The sequence below is a fragment of the Blastococcus brunescens genome, from assembly GCF_035320885.1.
Classification (GTDB): Bacteria; Actinomycetota; Actinomycetes; order Mycobacteriales; family Geodermatophilaceae; genus Blastococcus_B; species Blastococcus_B brunescens.
Genome location: NZ_CP141261.1, coordinates 1,694,260 through 1,710,972, shown reverse-complemented (window position 1 = coordinate 1,710,972; position 16,713 = coordinate 1,694,260). Strand labels below are relative to the sequence as shown.

The following is a 16,713-nucleotide window of genomic DNA, read 5'->3' as shown; positions in this document are numbered from 1 at the left end:
CAGGAGTTCGGGTGCGGGTCAGCCGGCAACTCCTTCACCGACCTGCTCGACCTGCCCGACGTCGACGAGCTGCTCTCCCGCCGCGGCCTGCGCACACCCTTCCTGCGCATCGCCAAGGACGGCGCCGTCGTCGACCCCAAGCGCTTCACCAGTTCGGGCGGCGCGGGTGCCGAGATCGCCGACCAGGTGTCCTCCGAGGCGGTGCTCCGGCTGTTCGCCGACGGCAGCACCATCGTGCTCCAGGGACTGCACCGGCTCTGGCCGCCGCTGATCGAGTTCGCCGACCAGCTGGCCGCCGACCTCGGCCACCCCACCCAGGTGAACGCCTACATCACCCCGCCGTCCTCGCGCGGGTTCAGCCCGCACTACGACGTGCACGACGTCTTCGTCCTCCAGGTGGCCGGCGAGAAGCACTGGACCATCCACGAGCCCGTGCTGCGCGATCCGCTGCGCACGCAGCCCTGGAACGACCGGGCCACCGAGGTGGCCGCGGCGGCCGACCGGGAGCCGGTCATCGACGCAGTGCTGCGGCCCGGCGACGCGCTCTACCTGCCGCGCGGGTACCTGCACTCGGCGAAGGCCCTCGGTGAGATCAGCGCGCACCTCACCATCGGCGTCCACTCCGTGACCCGGTGGGCGGCAGCCGAGTCGGCGCTGGACCTGGTCCGCACGCTCGCCGCCGACGACCCGCAGCTCCGCGGTTCGCTGCCCCTCGGCCTCGACCTCAGCCAGCCCGACTCCGTCCGGGACGAGATCGCCGCGGTGGTCGCCGGCCTGCAGGAGTGGCTGGGCCGGGTCGACCCCACCGAGGTGGCCGACCGCCTGCGCGCCGGGACCTGGGCCCAGGTGCGCCCCGAACCGGTGGCCCCGCTCGCCCAGTCCGCCGCCGCCGCCGCGATCGGGCCCGACACGGTGCTCCGGCTGCGCCCCCGGCTGCGGTGCAGCCTGCGGGACGCCGCGGACGGCCGGCTCACGCTGCTGGCCGGCCGGCGCTCGCACTCCTTCCCGGCCGACGTGCGGGATGCGCTGGCAGGGCTCCTCGACGTGGGTGAACTGAAGGTCGGCGACCTGCCCCGCCTCGAGCCGGACGACCGGGTCATCCTCGCGCGCCGGCTGGTGACCGAGGGGATCGCCACCGTGCCCGGCGCCGGCCCGGCGTGACGGCGGACGATCTCGCGCCGGGGCGCAGCGCGGCGTCCGACGACTTCTGCCGCACCGACACCCCGGCCCGCCCCGCCGGACGGCTGGACGACACCCGGTGCTCGGTCCGGGCGCTGACCCGCGGCGACTCCCCGATGGCCACCGCGTCCCCGGCGCAGCGCTGGCTGCTGATCGAGCAGCCGGGCCCCTGGGGACGCGACGCGCTGACCGGATCACGGTTCGACGCCGAGGTGGCACCCCTGCTGGCCGGCCGGTCCCGCGCCGAGGGGTGCGCCTGCTGCTGGTGCGCCGCCCCGGTGACCGGCTCGCCGACTCGGGACGCCGGTGGGCCTATGCCGACAGCCGCCCAGGGCGCGAGGGCCTCTGGTGGTCGGTGCGGACGACCGACGCCGACCTGCTGACGGCTCCGTGGGACGGGTCGGTCGGCGAGCCCGCGCCCGGGCCGACCTACCTGGTGTGCACCCACGGTGGGCACGACGCCTGCTGCGCGCTGCGCGGCCGCCCGCTGGCCCGCGCCCTGCCGACGCCGGGACCGGCCGACGTCTGGGAGTGCAGCCACCTGGGCGGCGACCGGTTCGCGGCCAACGTGCTCGTGCTGCCGCACGGCTTCTACTACGGGCAGGTACCCGGCGACGGCGCGGACCTGGTCGCGGCGCACACCCGGGGGAGGTGGCCCTTCCCTGGCTCCGGGGACGTGCAGGGGTCCCCCGCCAGGACAGGCCGCCCAGCACGTCGCCCGCGGGGAACTGGGGCTCTTCGCCCTCGACGACCTGCCGGTGGCCTCCATCACGCAGCAGACGCCGCCGGGCTCGGCGATCGAACGCTGGGTCGTGGTCCTGGCCGGTCCGGACGGGGACGTCGTCACCGAGGTGGAGAGCCACCCGTCGGCCCTGGCCGACCGCCTCACCTGCCGGGCCACCCACCCGGCGCACTCGCGCACCTGGCACGTGACGCTCCCGGGAGGCTGAGCTCCCGCCGTCACCCGAGTGCGCGGCCCCGGGCGGTGAGCAGCGGGATGGCGAGCTCGGTCGGGGTGAGCGAACCGTGGTAGCCGACCAGGCTGCTCGGCCCGGGCTCCCGCTCCGGCGTCGTGAGCGCCCAGGTCCCGCGGGCGAGGGCGACGACGTCCCCGATCCGCTCGGCCAGGCCGTCGTCGACCGGGCCGAAGACGCCGCTGGCGACAGCCTCCTCGCGGTCGACCACCCAGGCCCGCTCCCCCAGCACCTCCCGCCAGCGGTGCAGGACGTCGACCTCGGCGCCCGGCTCGGCGTGCACGTACCGCGCCCGGGGCTCGCCGGCCAGCAGCCGGACCCCGTCGGCCAGGTCGGGCGCCCGGTCGAGGTCGAACCGGGTCCCGTCGGGGACGTCGAGCATGCCGTGGTCGGCGGTGACCACGAGTGCGGCGTCGTCGGGCAGCCCGGTCACGATCTCCTCGACCACCCGGTCGACGAAGGTCAGCTGCGCCCGCCAGGCGGCCGAATCGACCCCCGCACGTGGCCGGTGAGGTCGAGCTCGGGGATGTAGCCGTGGACCAGCGCCCGGGACGTGGCTGCCAGGGAGCGGAGCACGAGGGCGCAGAGATCACCGTGGCTGACCGCGCCGGTGTAGGTGGCGCCGCGGTAGACGGCACGGGTCAGGCCGGAGCCCGCGTAGGCGTACGGGCCGACGGCGGTGGCGGGCACACCGGCGGCGTCGGCCTGCTCGAAGACGGTGCGCCGGGGCTGCCACACCTCAGGATCGGGGTCGTCGCGCCACTGGACGTGGTTCAGCGCCCGCTCCTCGCCGGGGACGGCGGTGACGAAACCGAGGATGCCGTGCGCGCCGGGCGGGAGGCCGGTGCCGAGCGTTGCCAGGCTGACCGGCGTGGTGCTGGGGCACGGGGCGGACAGCTCGCCCACCGGGCTGCTGAGGGCGGCGAGGGTCGGGGCGAGGCCGGCGTGGGCCCGGATCAGGTCGGCTCCGAGGCCGTCGACCAGGAGCACGGCCACCCGGCGGGCGCCGCCGAGCGCGTCGGTGAGGCCGAGCGGATCGGCCGGCAGGTCGCCGCGTCCGACCGGGATGCCGAGCGCCGTAGCGGCACCGGGGAGCACGTCGGCCAGCGTGGCGGTGCCGTACGCGGGCACGGCGAGGTCCGGCGGTGGGAGGACCCCCGCCTCCCCGGGACGGGTCCGCTCCCTCACCGTCGGGTGGCCAGCACGTGCAGACCGGTGGCCACGTCCCGGTAGGGCGACGCCTCGGCCAGGGCCACCTCGAGGGCGCGGACGGCCTGCGGGTCGGCCCCGGTGGTCGCCTCGAGCAGGTCGGCGACCACGGAGACGCCGCGCCACGGGCCGGGGTGAGGTCGGCGCCCTCGACGAGGGCGATCAGGTCCTGGGGGTGAAGCGGCGTCGGGCCGGCTTGGCCCGCCCGGGCGCGGGGTCGCGGTCCTCCAGCAGGGCGAGCGCCTCGACGGGGTGCCCGGCGACGGCTCGCGAGAGCACGGCGCCGGCGCGATTGACCGTCGCGACGCTCACCTGCCCGCCCGGCCGCAGCGTCCGGGCGATCTCCCGGAGGGTGGCAGCCGGGTCGTCGACGACCTCCAGCACGTAGTGGCACAGCGCCAGGTCGTATCCCGCGGGTGTCCCCCGGCGGCGGGCAGGACCTCGTGCAGCAGGTCGCCGTCGCCCTGCAGGCCGTGCACCCGAGCCCCGGCCCCGGCGGTGTCTGCGCGCCGCCGCAGGGTGGCGAGAGCGTCGGCACTGGGGTCCACCACGGTGACGTCGTGGCCGAGCCGGGCCAGCGGGACGGCGAACATGCCGCTGCCGCCACCGACGTCCAGCACGCGCAGCGGCGTGCCCGCCTCGACCAGTGGGTCGAGCGCGGCCCAGACGGCGGCGGTCCGGACGGGCAGCTGCTCGGTCGCGGGGGTCGTCGGCACCCCAGGGAGCCTAGTGGCGCCCGGCCCGGACCACAGGCCTCAGGCGGGGACGTCGTCGGCGGCCCGCTTGATCTCGGCGATGTCGATCCGACGCATCTGCAGCATGGCCTGGGTGGCGCGCATCGCCCGTCCGCGGTCCGGATCGTTCAGCAGGCTGGTGAGCTCCGTGGGGGTGACCTGCCAGGAGACGCCGAACTTGTCCTTGAGCCAGCCGCACTGGCTCTCCTCCCCGCCCTCGAGCAGACGGTTCCAGTAGTGGTCGGCCTCCTCCTGGTCCTCGCACATGATCTGGAAGGAGATCGCCTCGCTGAACGGGAACTGCGGGCCGCCGTTGAGGGCGGTGTAGGGCTGGCCGTCGAGGGTGAAGTCGACGGTCATGACGTCGCCCTCCTTCATCGGCGGCGGCATGTCGGGCCCGTAGCGGGTCATGTCGCCGATGCTGGAGTTCGGGAAGATCGACGTGTAGTGCTCGGCGGCCTGCTCGGCCGTGCCGTCGAACCAGAGACACGGGATCTGCTGGGGCATGGCTGGTCCTCTCCTCGCGCCGGGGGATTCGGTCGCAGGGATGACCTCGGCGCCGACCGGATCTCATCGGTGCACGGCCCGCGCGTCATCGGGCGATCGTTTACCGCCCCGCGATCGACGGGCACAGGTCCGGGGTCAGCCCCCGTCGTCCGAGGAGCCCCCATGCCCAGGTCCACCCGCCCCCGCCTGCTCCGGTCCACGGCGGCCGCGTTCTTCATCACCGCGGCATCGCTGTCGACCGTCGCGTGCGGGGACGACGTCGTCGACGACGGCGTGGAGCAGAACATCGAGGAAGGTGTGGACGACGTCGAGCAGGAGGTCGAGGACGCCACCGACGGCGAGGACGACGAGGGCTGAGCTGCAGCGTCCCCGCTCGTCCCGCCTCGGCAGCCCTGCGGAACGCACGGTTCCGGTTCGGCCGGGGCGTCGCTGGCCTCTGCGCATGGCCATCGTGATCGGTCGGGCACTGGTCGCCGCCGGGCCGGCGGTCGCGGTCGCACAGGTCCGCGGGGCCACCCCGGTCACGACTGGTACCGCCGCGCATGTGGCGCGGGGAGACCACGGCCGCGCCGATGCTGCCCGGCGACTACTTCATGGCGGCGATCTGGATCAGGTTGCCGCAGATGTCGTCGAAGACGGCGGTGACCACGGGCCCCAGGTCGGTCGCGTCCTGGATGAACTGCACGCCCAGCCCCTTGAGCCGCTCGACCTCGGTGTAGACGTCGTCGACGGCGAACTGGGTGAACGGGATGCCGTCGGCGACCAGGGCCTCCTTGAGCTGCGCTGCCGCCGGGTGGCCGGTCGGTTCCAGCAGCAGCTCGACGCCGTCCGGGTCCGCGGGTGACACCACGGTGAGCCAGCGGGCCTCGCCGGCGGGCACGTCGGTCTTCGGGGTGAACCCCAGCGTGCCGGTGTAGAAGTCCAGCGCCTTGGCCTGGTCGTCGACCCAGACGCTGGTGAGGTGGATGCGGATCACGGGTTCGGTTCCTCTCGTTCGATGGGCCACCGGGCGACGATCGAGCGCAGCGGGCTCGTGTCGAGGTGGTGGAACTTGTACCGGCCCTGGCGCCGGGTGTGCACCAGACCGGCCTGCTCGAGCACCGCGAGGTGCTGCGAGATGGCCTGGCGCGAGGAGGCCAGGCCGTGCTTCATCGCCAGCCGGCCGCAGATCTCGAACAGCGTCTGCCCGTCCCTGTCGGCCAGCTCGTCCAGGATGGTGCGCCGCGTGGCGTCGCCGATGGCCTTGAACAGGTCATGGTCGGCGTCCACGGACACAGTCTTATGCAAGCCTCTACTTGCCTGTCAAGGGAGTGGTGCCTGGCCCTTCGCGGACTGCCCTGACCGAGTTCCGGGACCAGGTCAGTGACCGGAGCTGCCGGGGCTGGAGTGCCAGAGCTTGCGGGGCGGACCGGACGCCGCTCGGCGAGCAGCCGTCGCGGCGTCCTCCCCGGCCGGCTTGATGTCGGCGTAGGGCGACATCCGGAAGCCGGTCGGGTGGACCAGCACCGGCCGGACGACGACCGGCCGCGGCCCGTGCGAGGCCGCGGCCCCGGCGATCGCCTGCTCGGTGAACTCCCCGGGGCGGCCATCAGGTCGCGGACGCCGTCCAGCCCGTCGGCCTCCCACGCCTCGTGCAGCGCCGGCAGCTCCCAGGCGCCGGTGGCCCGGAGCGACACCCCGCGCGGGCCGGTCCGCCGCAGCACGCCCCGGACGACCAGCAGCCAGGAGTGGAACACCGTGGCGGCGTAGGGACCCTGCGCATCCTCGAAGAACGTCGAGTCGGTGCAGCCGGTGCCGTCGTCCAGGGTCACGAACACCACCCGGCGACCGGAGCGGATCGGCGGCGTCTGCGTGGCCACCTTGACCCCGGCGACCAGCACCTCCGCGCCGCTGCGGCAGCCGAGCAGCTCCCCGCCGGGACGGCGCCGAGTGCGGACAGGAACGGCCGGTAGAAGTCCACGACGTGCCGGCTGGCGTCCAGGCCCAGCACCTCCAGCTCGGCTCGCACGAGCTCGGCGTCGGTGAACTCCGGCAGTCCGCTCCCCTCTGCCCAGTGCACACCCCTCTCCTCCGGACCGTCCTCGTCCGTCTCCGGCCCCATCAGGTCCAGGCTCAGCTGGCCGCTCGAGCTCGCCCGCGCACCGCTGCGGCTCCACCGGTCCAGCTCCCCGATCTGCAGCAGCAGGTCGCGCCGGGTCACCTGCTTCCGCCGGGAGGTGGGGCGGCCGGCCTCGCGGTCGCGCACCCCGAAGCCGTAGAGGGAGTCGAAACCGCCGGCCAGCACCAGCCGCTCGACCACCGGCCGGGAGACCGACGCGCGGTGCCAGAAATCGGTCAGCGACCGGTAGGGCTGCCCGGTGACGATCCGCGCCACCTCGTCGTCGGAGATGCCCTTGACGTCCGCCAGCGCCAGGCGGATCCCGTAGCGGGACGGATCGCGCATCGACTCCGGCATCCACTCCGGCCTCGACCGACCCTCGACCTCCCGTTCATCCTCAGGGTCGCCCTCGATGCGCTCCACCCGGTAGGTGCTGGCCGAGGCGTTGACGTCGAGACCGAGCACCCGGATCCCGAAGTTGCGGGCGTCGTCGAGGATCAACCGCTTCGGGTACATGCCCGGGTCGTGGGTGAGCACCCCGGCGAGGAAGGCCGCCGGGTGGTGGGCCTTCAGCCACGCCGACTGGTAGGTCGGCAGGGCGAACGCCGCGGCGTGCGCCTTGCAGAAGCCGAAGGAGCCGAAGGCGGCCAGCACCGTCCAGACCTGCTCGGCCACCTCCACCGGATAGCCCGCGTCCAGCGCCCGGGGCACGAACCAGGCCCGCACCTCGGGATGGGCGTCCCTCTCCCCCAGCGCCCGGCGCACCTCGTCGGCGTCGGCCAGCGTGCAGCCGGTCATCCGCGCGACGACCTGCAGCACCTGCTCGTGGAAGACCACCACCCCCGCGGTCTCCTCCAGGGCGAACTCGAGGTCGGGGTGCGGGTAGACCGCGTCGCGCCACCCGTTCCGCGCCATGAGGAACGGCGTCACCATGTCGCTCTTCACCGGCCCGGGCCGGAAGAGCGAGATGTCGATGATGATGTCCTCGAACGTCTGCGGACCGAACTTGCCGACCAGCTCCCGCTGACCCGGTGACTCGATCTGGAACATGCCGAGGGTCCGGGTGCTGCGGATCAGCTCGAACGTCGTCGGGTCGTCGCGCGGGACGGCGTCGATGTCGACCTGCTCGTGGTCCACCCGTTGCACTTCGGAGAGTGCGTGCGCGATCGCCGACTGCATCCGGATGCCCAGCAGGTCCAGCTTGAGCAGCCCCAGCTCCTCGACGTCGTCCTTGTCGAACTGGCTCATGGGATAGCCGAGGTAGCTGTTCTCGACCGGGGTGCGGTCGAGCAGCGTGGCGTCCGACAGCAGCACGCCGCACGGGTGCAGCGCGATGTGCCGGGGCAGGCCGTCGAGCCGCGAGACGAGGTCGAACATCAGGTCGAGATCCCCGCTACCACCGGAACGCTTCGACCCGAGCCGGCTGGCGCGCAGCTCCGGCAGGTCCTTGAGCGCGGCGTGCACCTGGTTGGCCCGGATGTGCGGGAACGCCTTGGCGACGGCGTCGATCTCCGCCGGGGGCAGCCCGAGCGCCGCACCGACGTCGCGGATGGCGTGCCGCACCCGGTAGGTGTCCATCATCGAGATGCAGCTGACCCGGTCGGCGCCGAAGCGGTCGATGACCGCGTCGTAGACCTCCATGCGGCGCGCGGACTCCACGTCGATGTCGATGTCGGGCAGCTGGTGGCGCAGCGGCGAGAGGAACCGCTCCATCAGCAGCCCGTACCGCAGCGGGTCGACGTCGGAGATGCCCAGCAGGTAGGTGACCAGGCTGCCGGCCCCCGAACCGCGTGCGGCAGCACGAACCCTCAAGCTCTTGATGAGGTCGACCACGTCGGCGACGGTGAGGAAGTAGGAGGGGTAGCCCAGCTGGTCGATCACGGCCAGCTCCTCGTCCAGCCGCTGCCGCACCCGCTCCGACGGCGCCATCCCGCGGCGGCCCATGCCCGCCTCGCAGCGGGCCCGCAGCACCTGCGAGGGCCCCATCCCCCGCTCGGCCGGCGTGGTGACGACGTCGAGCTCGGGGTAGCGCACGCTGCCGATGCCGAGGTCCTCGCGGACGTCGACGACGCACTGCTCGGCCAGCCGGGCGGTGCCCTCGAGCAGGCGCAGGGTGGCGTCCCGGTCGGGACCGACGAGGTCCTCGGCGACCGCAGCCATCTCCTTGCCCGACTTGAGGTAGCCCTCGGCGGTCCGCCGGTCGACGTGCCGCTCGTCGAGCGCCACCAGGCGGCGCGAGGCGTCCAGGACGTCGGCGGTCGGCGCGTCGAGGGCGTCGACGTAGCGGACGGCGTTGCTGAGCACCACCGGCACGCCCTGCTCGGCGGCGAACCGGAGCATCGCCTGGGCCCGCACGCGATCGCCCCGGCCGCGGTGGTGCACCAGCTCGAGCACCAGCCGGCCCGGGCCGAAGGCGGCCCGCCAGGCGTCCAGGTGGGCGGCCGCATGATCGGCCCGGCCGGACAGCAGCGCGCGGCCGACCGCCGAGTCCGGGCCCAGCAGCGCGATCAGCCCGTTCGCGTGCTCCGCGGCCATGGCCAGCGAGCTCACCGGTTCTCCGCGGGTGCCACGCAGGTGGGTGGCGCTGGTCAGCCGGCACAGCGAGCGCCAGCCGGCGCCGTCCCGGGCGAGGAAGGTGACCCGCGGCAACCGCGGGTCCACGCTGGCCCCACCACGGGCAGGGCTGCGGCGTCCCACCGCGGTGGGCGGGCGGGCGGGCGAAGCTCTGAGCCGCGGTGGCCGGGCCCCGGACGCCTCGCCGCCGAGGGCGTGCGCCAGCGCGGGAGGCACCGTCGCGTCGAGGGCAGGAGCGACGGCGAGGTCCACCCCGAAGATCGGCCGCACCCCGGCTGACCGGCAGGCCAGCGCGAACTTCACCGCGCCGTACAGCCCGTCGCGGTCGGTCAGCGCCAGGGCCGGCATGCCGTGCTCGGCGGCACGGGCCACCAGATCGGCCGGGTGGTTGGCCCCGTACCGCATCGAGTACCCGGAGGCGACGTGCAGGTGGACGAAGGGATCATTCACCGCCCGGGCCTGGAGGCCGGCCCACCAGCTCCGCGCGGGCGGGTGAAGGGCGACCGGGACGATTCGCGTGCGGCGGGGCCGGGAGCGGCGAGGAAGTTCTCGACCACGACCAGGAAGGCCCCTACGTCCCGGACCAGGTCGTCGGCCTCGCGCTCGGTGACTGCGGAGGACAGGCCGGCCTCGGCGGCCGCACGCTTGGCTGCTCCAGCGGCGAAGAAGGTGGCCCACTCCCCAGCTCGGGAGCGATCTGCTCGAGCAGCACCCAGGCGCTGCGCGGTCGGCGACGGGCGGGCTCGGGTCGGGTACGCGCGGCCAGCACACCTGCGGCAGCCCGCAGCGCACCCAGGTGCGCGGTGGCGTACCGCTGGCGCGGGTCGGTGTGCCCGGTCGCCTCACGGAGCGCGCGGTGCGCCTGGTCCAGGAGCTGGGTGGCGGCGGCGGGCAGCGCAGGGGCAACGGCAGCTGGCCGACGGGAACGGCCCGGGCGGCGCCCATCAGTCGTGCACCCGGACGAGCCACCAGCGGTTGCCCGCAGCGTCCCAGGTGAGGTCGTAGACCCCGCGAAGCTGGTGCGGGACCGCCCGGCCCGCACCGCCTCGACCCGCCACACCTGCTGGGTGGCGACCAGCTCCGCGGAGGCCCCACCGCCGGCTACCTCCCGCCGCCACCACGGAGCGGTCTCGACCCAGGAGTCCAGCAGCTCCCCACGAGGTACCGGGACTGCCCGCGCCAGAACTGCACCGGGCCCAGGGGGCCACGCTCGACCTGGACCTCTTCGCCGACCCGTCCAGCGATCTCACCGAGCACCCGGCTCACGACAGCCTCCCCACCTCTGGCCACACCACGCGTCGCTCCCGGCCACCGCTCCGGGCGGGGAAGGGCCGGAGAGCGATGGAGGAGCGACACTGTTCGAACACGTGTTCGAACAGATCCAGTAGACCGGACCCGACCCTCGCGGTCAAGACGACGCGACAGGCGCTGTGAAGAAGTCGGCGACCTGCACCGGCCGCTCCCACTCGACGCCCTGCCGGTGGAACGAGGTCGTCGGCGGCACTGCACACGCGCACGTCGCGCGGGCCCACACGCCCGACCCAGACGACTTCCCCGGGCGCGAACCGCCAGGCCGTCATCGTCCCCGTGCGATCCGGCTCCTCGCCCAGCCTTCCGCCGTGATCGATCCCCGCCGCTCGGCCTGTCAGAAGCTCGCCGGAGGCGACAGATCCAGCAGCAGTGCCAGCGCGAGGTCGACCTGCACCTGCTCGGCGTGGGTCAGGTGGCCGACCTGCGCGCCGAGGCGCACGCCCGGGTCCACCGCCGTCAGGGCATCGCACAACACGCGCGTCGGTCCGGCCCCCAGTCGACGTCCGGTCGGACGACCATCGAGCGCGCCCCGGTACTGGTCGGCGCCACGATCCATCGGGGCAGCACGTCGAACCGGGATGCCTGCAGCACGACGGCATAGCGCGGACCGGTCTGCTCGTGACCCCGCGCCTGCCGGTCGGAACGGAGGCGGTGGACCGCGCCCTCACTCCCTGGCGCCGGTCAGCTCTCGGACGGCTGCAGCCAGCTCGGCGCGATCGGCCGGATCGGCCGCGGCCTCGGCGATCTCCCGCTCCGCCTGGCGACGGAGTGACTCCCAGCGGGTGAGTCGAAGGGCCTCGGCCAGCACCTGGTCGGCGCTCACACCGCGCTCAGCAGCCAGCCGGCGGACCTCGTCCCGCGTCTCGCGCGATACCCGGACGGTGGTGTCACCCTGTGCCATGCCGCCAGCATACAAAACGCATACCCTGACGAGGGATCGGTCACACAGTCACGTCGACGCTTCTGCCGGTGCACGGATGTCACGAGCAGGCAGCGCGTCGCCGATGCGCGTGGGGCCGGTAACTCCTGGGTGATGATCGGCGTCACCAGGCATGCCGGGACGACGGCCGCCTTGACGAGGATCGCGGCCGAGCGACACGCTCCGCGCCATCGTCTTGCGGCGGTATCCGCTCGCGTGCGCGCCTGACGGCGCGACAGGAGCGGGCTCGTCTACAGATCGAGAATCAGCGAAAGAGCCTCGCCGACGCGCTGCATCTCATCGAGCGTCAGAAAGCCGGCGGGTTCGGCGAGGCGGGTAAGATCGACCGTCGCGAGTTGGTCGCACATGACCAGAGTCCGTTGCTCGGCGATCTCCACGGCTGGCCGGAAAATGGCTTCGCGGGCGCTCGTGCTGGTGAAGGCCACGATCCACGTGCTCAACGTGAGCCAGTCTGGCTGCAGCACCACTGCGTATCGACGGCCCTGCTGCTCATGCCCTTTGCCGCGCGCCGGCAGCCGGTAGACCTCACCCCTCACGGAGCGCAGCCATGTCCTCCTGGATGGCTCGCACCTCGGCGAGGTCGAGCGGGTCCTCCCTGAGGGCGCGGGCTTCTGTGGCCGCGACCTGTCGGCGCTCGTCGCGCCTCATCGCCTCGAGAGCGGCCCGGATGACCTGGTCGGCGCTCTGACGTCGGGAAGCACCCAACTGCAGGAGCATGTCGCGCGTACTGGTCTGAACTTTGACGGTGGTGGTGTCACCCATGTCCATAGTCTACTCACAGTAGACCGACGATCGGGATCGGACGCTCCGCCGAGCAGGGGTACGACGGTGATATCCGCATCGGCTCCCGAAGGGAACGTGGTCAGCTCGGACCACCCGCAAGAAACGTCAGCGCTCGTCCTCGCCGTCCTCGACCCACACCGCCTGGAAGTTGTCCGGGTCGGTCACGGCGGTGGACCCGTGCAGCTCCACCCGGCCGTCCTCGTACACCGCGTACACGTCGATGCTCAACCGGGACCGCTCGTGCGCGAAGGACGGCCGAGCACGAGCGGGCTGCTCCTCGCACGTCGGTAAGCGCAGCATCGACGTCATTGCGCCTCGGTGGGACCGCACGGGGTGCAGCCGTCGCATCGCTGACGCGTCTGGTCGGACGACCACGGCGGCAGGCTCCCTGGCCCGGTGGCAGGATCGGCCCATGCCTCCGCCGACCCCGCCGACCGAGCCGGAACACCCCGGGTCGCCGAGGTCGCGCGCCTCCTGCGCGCTGCCGGTGCCACCGGCACGGTCCGCCACCTGCCCGACAGCGCGCCGACCGCGGCTGCCGCGGCGGCGCAGCTCGGCGTCCCCGTCGGCGCGATCGCCAACAGCCTCGTCTTCGACGTCGACGGCAACCCGCTGCTGGTCCTGACCAGCGGCGCGCACCGCGTGGACGAGGCCGTGGTCGCCACCCTCCTCGGCGTCCCCCGGATCAGTCGCGCGACACCGGAGTTCGTCCGCCGGCACACCGGGCAGGCCATCGGCGGTGTCGCCCCCTCGGCCACCCGGAGCCGATCGGCACCCTCGTCGACGTCGAACTGGCCCGCTACGACCAGGTCTGGGCGGCTGCCGGGCACTCGCACACCGTGTTCCCCACGACCTACGACGAGCTGCTCCGACTGACCGGCGGCACGGCGGCCGAGGTCGGCACCGGACCGGGCGCGGCGCCGACCACCCACCCCACCACCCCGGCAGCCCTCCGATGACCGACACCCGGCCCACCACCCGCATCATCGAGCTGCCGACCCCCGGCTGCGCGAGCACATGCACGAGGCGCTCACCATCTACGGCCTGGCGATGGGGTACGACTCCGCCGTCGTCGCCGGTCGCTACGGCTACGCCGTCCAGCACACCGAGCGGCCGGGGTTCCGGGCCGTCGGTGCCTTCGCCGAGACCGGGGCGGGTGGGGGCGAGACAGCCGAACGGCTCGTCGGCTTCGGCTACGGGTACGTCGTGGCCCCCGGCCAGTGGTGGCACGACCAGGTGCGCGCCGCCCTCGACCGGCGCACGGCGAAGAGGTGGCTGCCCGACGCCTTCGAGGTCTGCGAGCTGCACGTCCACCCCGACCACCAGAGCCGCGGTCTGGGCCGCCGGCTCCTGCACGCCCTGGTGACCGACATCCCCCATCCGGCCGCGCTGCTCTCCACCCCCGACGCCGACACCAAGGCGTTCCGGCTGTACCACGCCGACGGCTTCGTGGACCTGGCCCGCGGCTACCACTTCCCCGGCGACTCGCGCCCCTTCGCCATCCTCGGCGCCCGGCTCCCCTCCGTCCCCGCGAACCGCTGCATCCGGACGACCAGGACCGGGCGAACAGCTGAGCGTGAGCGCTCCCCTGCCGACACCCGCGTCGACGTCGTGGTGATCGGCTCCGGCCACAACGGACTCGTCGCCGCCTGCTACCTGGCGCGCGCAGGGCTGTCGGTGGAGGTCGTGGAGTCCGACGCGGTCCTCGGCGGGGCGGTCTCGACCGTCGAACGCTGGCCCGGCGTCCTGGTCGACCGCGGCTCCAGCGCGCACGTGATCATCCGGCAGAGCGGCATCGTCGAGGAGCTGGACCTGGCCGCCCACGGCCTGCGCTACATCGACTGCGACCCGTGGGGCTTCGCGCCCGCGCCGTCCCCCGGCACGGACGGGCCCGACGGACGCCCGCTGGTGTTCTCCGTCGACCTCGATGCCACCTGCGCGTCGATCGCCGAGGCCTGCGGCTCCGAGGACGCGGAGGCCTACCGCCGTTTCGTCGAGGTCTGGGGCCCGCGCAGCCGCGCGGTCGCCGCGTCCTTCGGCAGGTCCCCCACAGCGGCGGGGCTGCTCCGGTCGTTCTGGCCGCTCGGGGCGCCGGCGGACGGCCGGCCGCGCACTCCCGGCGGCGAGCTCGCCGTCGACTTCCTGGGCTCCGGCGACGCGCTGCTGGACCGCTGGTTCGGCAGCGAGCGGCTCAAGGCGGCCCTGGCCTGGTTCGGTGCGCAGTCCGGGCCTCCGATGTCCGAGCCCGGCACGGCCGCGATGGTCGCCTGGTTCGCGCTGCTGCACGACGTCCCGCCCGGCCACCCCGTCGGCGGCTCGGGCGGGCTGACCGCGGCGCTGCGCCACCGGCTGGAGTCCGACGGCGGGCGGGTGGTGCTCGGCGACGGCGCCGCCCAGCTGCTGACCGCGGACGACGGTGCCGGCGGACGGCGGATCACGGGGGTGCGGACCGTCGGCGGGCGGCGCATCGAGGCCGACGCCGTCGTCGCCGCCTGCCACGTCCTCGTGACGCGGAGCTGGCCGGGATCCACGCACCACCGGCCCTCGCCGACGCCGACCCGCCGGTCGGCAACGGCTTCGGGCTGGTCGTCCGCGCGCTCACCGACGCACCCCGGCCTACCCCGGCGTCGCCCCCGAACAGGCGCTCCAGGGGCTCCAGCTGCTCTGCACCGACCGCGCGGAGCTCGCCTCCGCGCACGGCGACTGGGCCGCCGGGCAGCTCCCGCGCTCCCCGTGCCCCTGGCGATGTGCTTCTCGGCCAGTGACGACACCCTGGCGCCACCCGGTCAGCACGTCGTCACGATCTGGGGCCAGTGGTACCCGTACGCGCTGGCGGACGGCGCCGACTGGGACACCCTGGCCGAGAGCGAGGCCCAGCGGCTGGTGGCCGCGGTCGACCGGTACGCCCCTGGCTTCGCCGACTCGGTCCAGCGGCTGCACGTCCAGACGCCCCTGGCGCTCGAGCGGGAACTGTCCCTGCTCCGTGGCAACGTCATGCACGTGGAGATGGGCCTGGCCAGCATGTTCGCCTTCCGGCCGACGCCGGCACTGTCGGGCTACGCGGTCCCGGGGCTGTCCGGCCTCTACCTGGCCGGCGCCTCGACGCATCCCGGCGGGGGCGTCTCGGGCAACTCCGGCCGGACGTCGGCCCGCGTGCTGCTGGCCGATCGGCGCGCGCTCCCGCGGGCCCGTGCCACGACCGGCCGGGCCCTGCGCCGCGCGGTGACCAGGATGCGGCGGACGTCGTCGTGATCCCGTCGGTCGCCGCGCCGCCGGTGCCGCGCTCGTGGAGGTCCCGCGGGGTCGTGCCGCTGGGCATCGCGGTCGCCCTGGTGCTCACCGCCATCGCCTATCCCCTGAGCTCGGGGACCACCCGCGACGCGATCAGCTGGGCGATCGTCGTCCTCGGCTCGCTGCTGTCAGTGGTGCACGCCTGGCTCAGCCGGGGGCCGCGGACGGCCGTCGGACTGCTCCTCCTGGTCGTAGTCGCCGCTGTCGCCTTCGAGTCGATCGGCCTCGCCACGGGCTTTCCGTACGGCACCTACGAGTACGCCGACGTGCTGGGCCCGACCCTCCTGGGCGTGCCCTTCCTCGTCCCGCTGGCCTGGCTGATGATGGCCTGGCCGAGCTGGGTGCTGGCCGACCGGCTCGCCCGCCCGGTCCGGCCCGGCCGGCGACCGCTCGCCCGCCTCGCGTGGGCCGCCGGGATCTTCGCCGCCTGGGACGTCGTCCTCGACCCGCAGATGGTCCAGGCCGGCTACTGGACCTGGACCCATCCCGAGCCCGGGCTGCCCGGCATCGACACGGTGCCGCTGACCAACCTCGCCGGTTGGCTGTTCGCCGGCCTGGTGCTCATGGCTCTGCTCGGTCTGCTGGTCGCCGGCACCTCCCTGCCGACGCACCCCGGATCGGCGACGCGGCGCCGCTGCTGGCCCTCGGCTGGATGACGCTCGGGGTGCGCTGGCGCACGCCGGATGGCTGGAGCTGCCCGGGTCGGCGGCGTGGGGCGCCGCGCTCGCGGTCCCCGTCCTCGTCGTGCTCGCCGTCCAGCAGCGCCGGGCCGCCGCGGGCCGCCGGTGAGCGGGCGTCTGGTCCGCGTCCTCGCGGGAGTCTCCGTGCTGGGCGCTCTCCATGCGGCGCTCAACGTCGCGCTGCTCCGCCGTCCGCCGGTCGATCCCCGGAGGTCTCCCGACCGGTCACGGTCGTCGTGCCGGCGCGCAACGAGGAGCGGCACATCGGTGGCTGCCTCACCGCCCTGCTCGACCAGCGGGGGTGCCCTCCCTCCGCGTGGTGGTGGTGGACGACGGTTCCACCGACGCGACGGCGGCCGTCGTCGGCTCCGTGGCCGACCCCGCGTCCGGCTGGTCCGGGCGGCCCCTCCCCCGCCCGGCTGGCTGGGCAAGC

At 74.2% G+C, this 16,713-nt stretch carries 20 protein-coding genes and 4 pseudogenes; 7 read left to right on the top strand and 17 right to left on the bottom strand.

Going from position 1 to position 16,713, the window contains the following annotated elements:
• The first annotated feature begins 186 nt into the window (after window positions 1-186).
• The 3 genes from U6N30_RS11355 to U6N30_RS11345 are packed head-to-tail and all read left to right on the top strand — an operon-like array spanning window position 187 to window position 2,212.
• A complete protein-coding gene (locus U6N30_RS11355) occupies window positions 187-1,161 on the top strand; it encodes a cupin domain-containing protein (protein ID WP_324277390.1) in 975 nt (324 codons plus the stop codon).
• Window positions 1,158-1,562 (top strand): hypothetical protein, encoded by a 405-nt coding sequence (locus U6N30_RS11350; RefSeq protein ID WP_324277389.1) that lies wholly within the window; start codon window positions 1,158-1,160, stop codon window positions 1,560-1,562. The genes U6N30_RS11355 and U6N30_RS11350 overlap by 4 nt, the downstream gene beginning before the upstream one ends.
• On the top strand, window positions 1,445-2,212 hold the full coding sequence (locus U6N30_RS11345) for a sucrase ferredoxin (protein WP_324278249.1): 768 nt from the start codon (window positions 1,445-1,447) through the stop codon (window positions 2,210-2,212). Before U6N30_RS11350 ends, U6N30_RS11345 begins: the two co-directional genes overlap by 118 nt.
• On the opposite strand, the pseudogene U6N30_RS11340 reads toward U6N30_RS11345, so the two are convergent.
• The 5 genes and pseudogenes from U6N30_RS11340 to U6N30_RS11320 form a co-directional block, all read right to left on the bottom strand.
• Window positions 2,140-3,143, bottom strand: a pseudogene (locus U6N30_RS11340) (alkaline phosphatase family protein). The gene U6N30_RS11345 and the pseudogene U6N30_RS11340 sit on opposite strands and share 73 nt — an antisense overlap.
• 194 nt (window positions 3,144-3,337) lie before the next feature.
• Window positions 3,338-3,472: a hypothetical protein gene (locus U6N30_RS11335; protein WP_324277388.1), complete on the bottom strand. Its 135-nt coding sequence runs from the start codon at window positions 3,470-3,472 to the stop codon at window positions 3,338-3,340.
• Between the two features lie 52 nt (window positions 3,473-3,524).
• A complete protein-coding gene (locus tag U6N30_RS11330) occupies window positions 3,525-3,758 on the bottom strand; it encodes a methyltransferase domain-containing protein (RefSeq protein WP_324278248.1) in 234 nt (77 codons plus the stop codon).
• Window positions 3,671-4,078 (bottom strand): class I SAM-dependent methyltransferase, encoded by a 408-nt coding sequence (locus U6N30_RS11325; protein WP_324277387.1) that lies wholly within the window; start codon window positions 4,076-4,078, stop codon window positions 3,671-3,673. The genes U6N30_RS11330 and U6N30_RS11325 overlap by 88 nt, the downstream gene beginning before the upstream one ends.
• 39 nt (window positions 4,079-4,117) lie before the next feature.
• Window positions 4,118-4,603, bottom strand: coding sequence for a VOC family protein (locus U6N30_RS11320; RefSeq protein ID WP_324277386.1), 486 nt, complete (start codon window positions 4,601-4,603; stop codon window positions 4,118-4,120).
• Between the two features lie 162 nt (window positions 4,604-4,765).
• Between U6N30_RS11320 and U6N30_RS11315 the strand changes: the two genes are divergently transcribed.
• Window positions 4,766-4,960 (top strand): hypothetical protein, encoded by a 195-nt coding sequence (locus U6N30_RS11315; RefSeq protein ID WP_324277385.1) that lies wholly within the window; start codon window positions 4,766-4,768, stop codon window positions 4,958-4,960.
• A gap of 229 nt (window positions 4,961-5,189) precedes the next feature.
• Here U6N30_RS11315 and U6N30_RS11310 read toward each other — a convergent pair whose 3' ends face one another.
• From U6N30_RS11310 to U6N30_RS11255, 12 genes and pseudogenes are all read right to left on the bottom strand, one after another.
• Window positions 5,190-5,579: a VOC family protein gene (locus U6N30_RS11310; RefSeq protein WP_324277384.1), complete on the bottom strand. Its 390-nt coding sequence runs from the start codon at window positions 5,577-5,579 to the stop codon at window positions 5,190-5,192.
• Window positions 5,576-5,872 (bottom strand): ArsR/SmtB family transcription factor, encoded by a 297-nt coding sequence (locus U6N30_RS11305; protein WP_324277383.1) that lies wholly within the window; start codon window positions 5,870-5,872, stop codon window positions 5,576-5,578. Before U6N30_RS11305 ends, U6N30_RS11310 begins: the two co-directional genes overlap by 4 nt.
• A gap of 90 nt (window positions 5,873-5,962) precedes the next feature.
• Window positions 5,963-6,229: a hypothetical protein gene (locus tag U6N30_RS11300; RefSeq protein ID WP_324278673.1), complete on the bottom strand. Its 267-nt coding sequence runs from the start codon at window positions 6,227-6,229 to the stop codon at window positions 5,963-5,965.
• 89 nt (window positions 6,230-6,318) lie between these two features.
• Window positions 6,319-6,423, bottom strand: a pseudogene (locus U6N30_RS11295) (hypothetical protein); the annotation flags it as partial.
• Window positions 6,411-9,725 (bottom strand): DNA polymerase III subunit alpha, encoded by a 3,315-nt coding sequence (locus U6N30_RS11290; RefSeq protein WP_324277382.1) that lies wholly within the window; start codon window positions 9,723-9,725, stop codon window positions 6,411-6,413. The pseudogene U6N30_RS11295 and the gene U6N30_RS11290, both read right to left, overlap by 13 nt.
• Window positions 9,722-10,317 (bottom strand): annotated as a pseudogene (locus tag U6N30_RS11285) (SAV_6107 family HEPN domain-containing protein). Before U6N30_RS11285 ends, U6N30_RS11290 begins: the two are co-directional and overlap by 4 nt.
• 59 nt (window positions 10,318-10,376) lie before the next feature.
• Window positions 10,377-10,541 (bottom strand): hypothetical protein, encoded by a 165-nt coding sequence (locus U6N30_RS11280; protein WP_324277381.1) that lies wholly within the window; start codon window positions 10,539-10,541, stop codon window positions 10,377-10,379.
• Window positions 10,542-11,042: 501 nt separating this feature from the next.
• Window positions 11,043-11,213, bottom strand: a pseudogene (locus U6N30_RS11275) (type II toxin-antitoxin system PemK/MazF family toxin); the annotation flags it as partial.
• Between the two features lie 37 nt (window positions 11,214-11,250).
• Window positions 11,251-11,487: a hypothetical protein gene (locus U6N30_RS11270; protein ID WP_324277379.1), complete on the bottom strand. Its 237-nt coding sequence runs from the start codon at window positions 11,485-11,487 to the stop codon at window positions 11,251-11,253.
• Between the two features lie 269 nt (window positions 11,488-11,756).
• A complete protein-coding gene (locus U6N30_RS11265) occupies window positions 11,757-12,062 on the bottom strand; it encodes a type II toxin-antitoxin system PemK/MazF family toxin (RefSeq protein ID WP_324277378.1) in 306 nt (101 codons plus the stop codon).
• A complete protein-coding gene (locus tag U6N30_RS11260) occupies window positions 12,052-12,288 on the bottom strand; it encodes a hypothetical protein (RefSeq protein WP_324277377.1) in 237 nt (78 codons plus the stop codon). Before U6N30_RS11260 ends, U6N30_RS11265 begins: the two co-directional genes overlap by 11 nt.
• 126 nt (window positions 12,289-12,414) lie before the next feature.
• Entirely contained in the window at window positions 12,415-12,537 is a 123-nt protein-coding gene (locus tag U6N30_RS11255; protein WP_324277376.1) for a hypothetical protein, read from the bottom strand.
• Between the two features lie 168 nt (window positions 12,538-12,705).
• On the opposite strand from U6N30_RS11255, the gene U6N30_RS11250 reads away from it, so the two are divergent.
• From U6N30_RS11250 to U6N30_RS11240, 3 genes are all read left to right on the top strand, one after another.
• On the top strand, window positions 12,706-13,185 hold the full coding sequence (locus U6N30_RS11250; protein ID WP_324277375.1) for a YbaK/EbsC family protein: 480 nt from the start codon (window positions 12,706-12,708) through the stop codon (window positions 13,183-13,185).
• Between the two features lie 141 nt (window positions 13,186-13,326).
• Window positions 13,327-15,561, top strand: coding sequence for a GNAT family N-acetyltransferase (locus U6N30_RS11245; protein WP_324277374.1), 2,235 nt, complete (start codon window positions 13,327-13,329; stop codon window positions 15,559-15,561).
• Window positions 15,558-16,256: a carotenoid biosynthesis protein gene (locus tag U6N30_RS11240; RefSeq protein WP_324277373.1), complete on the top strand. Its 699-nt coding sequence runs from the start codon at window positions 15,558-15,560 to the stop codon at window positions 16,254-16,256. The genes U6N30_RS11245 and U6N30_RS11240 overlap by 4 nt, the downstream gene beginning before the upstream one ends.
• Window positions 16,257-16,713: the final 457 nt, after the last annotated feature.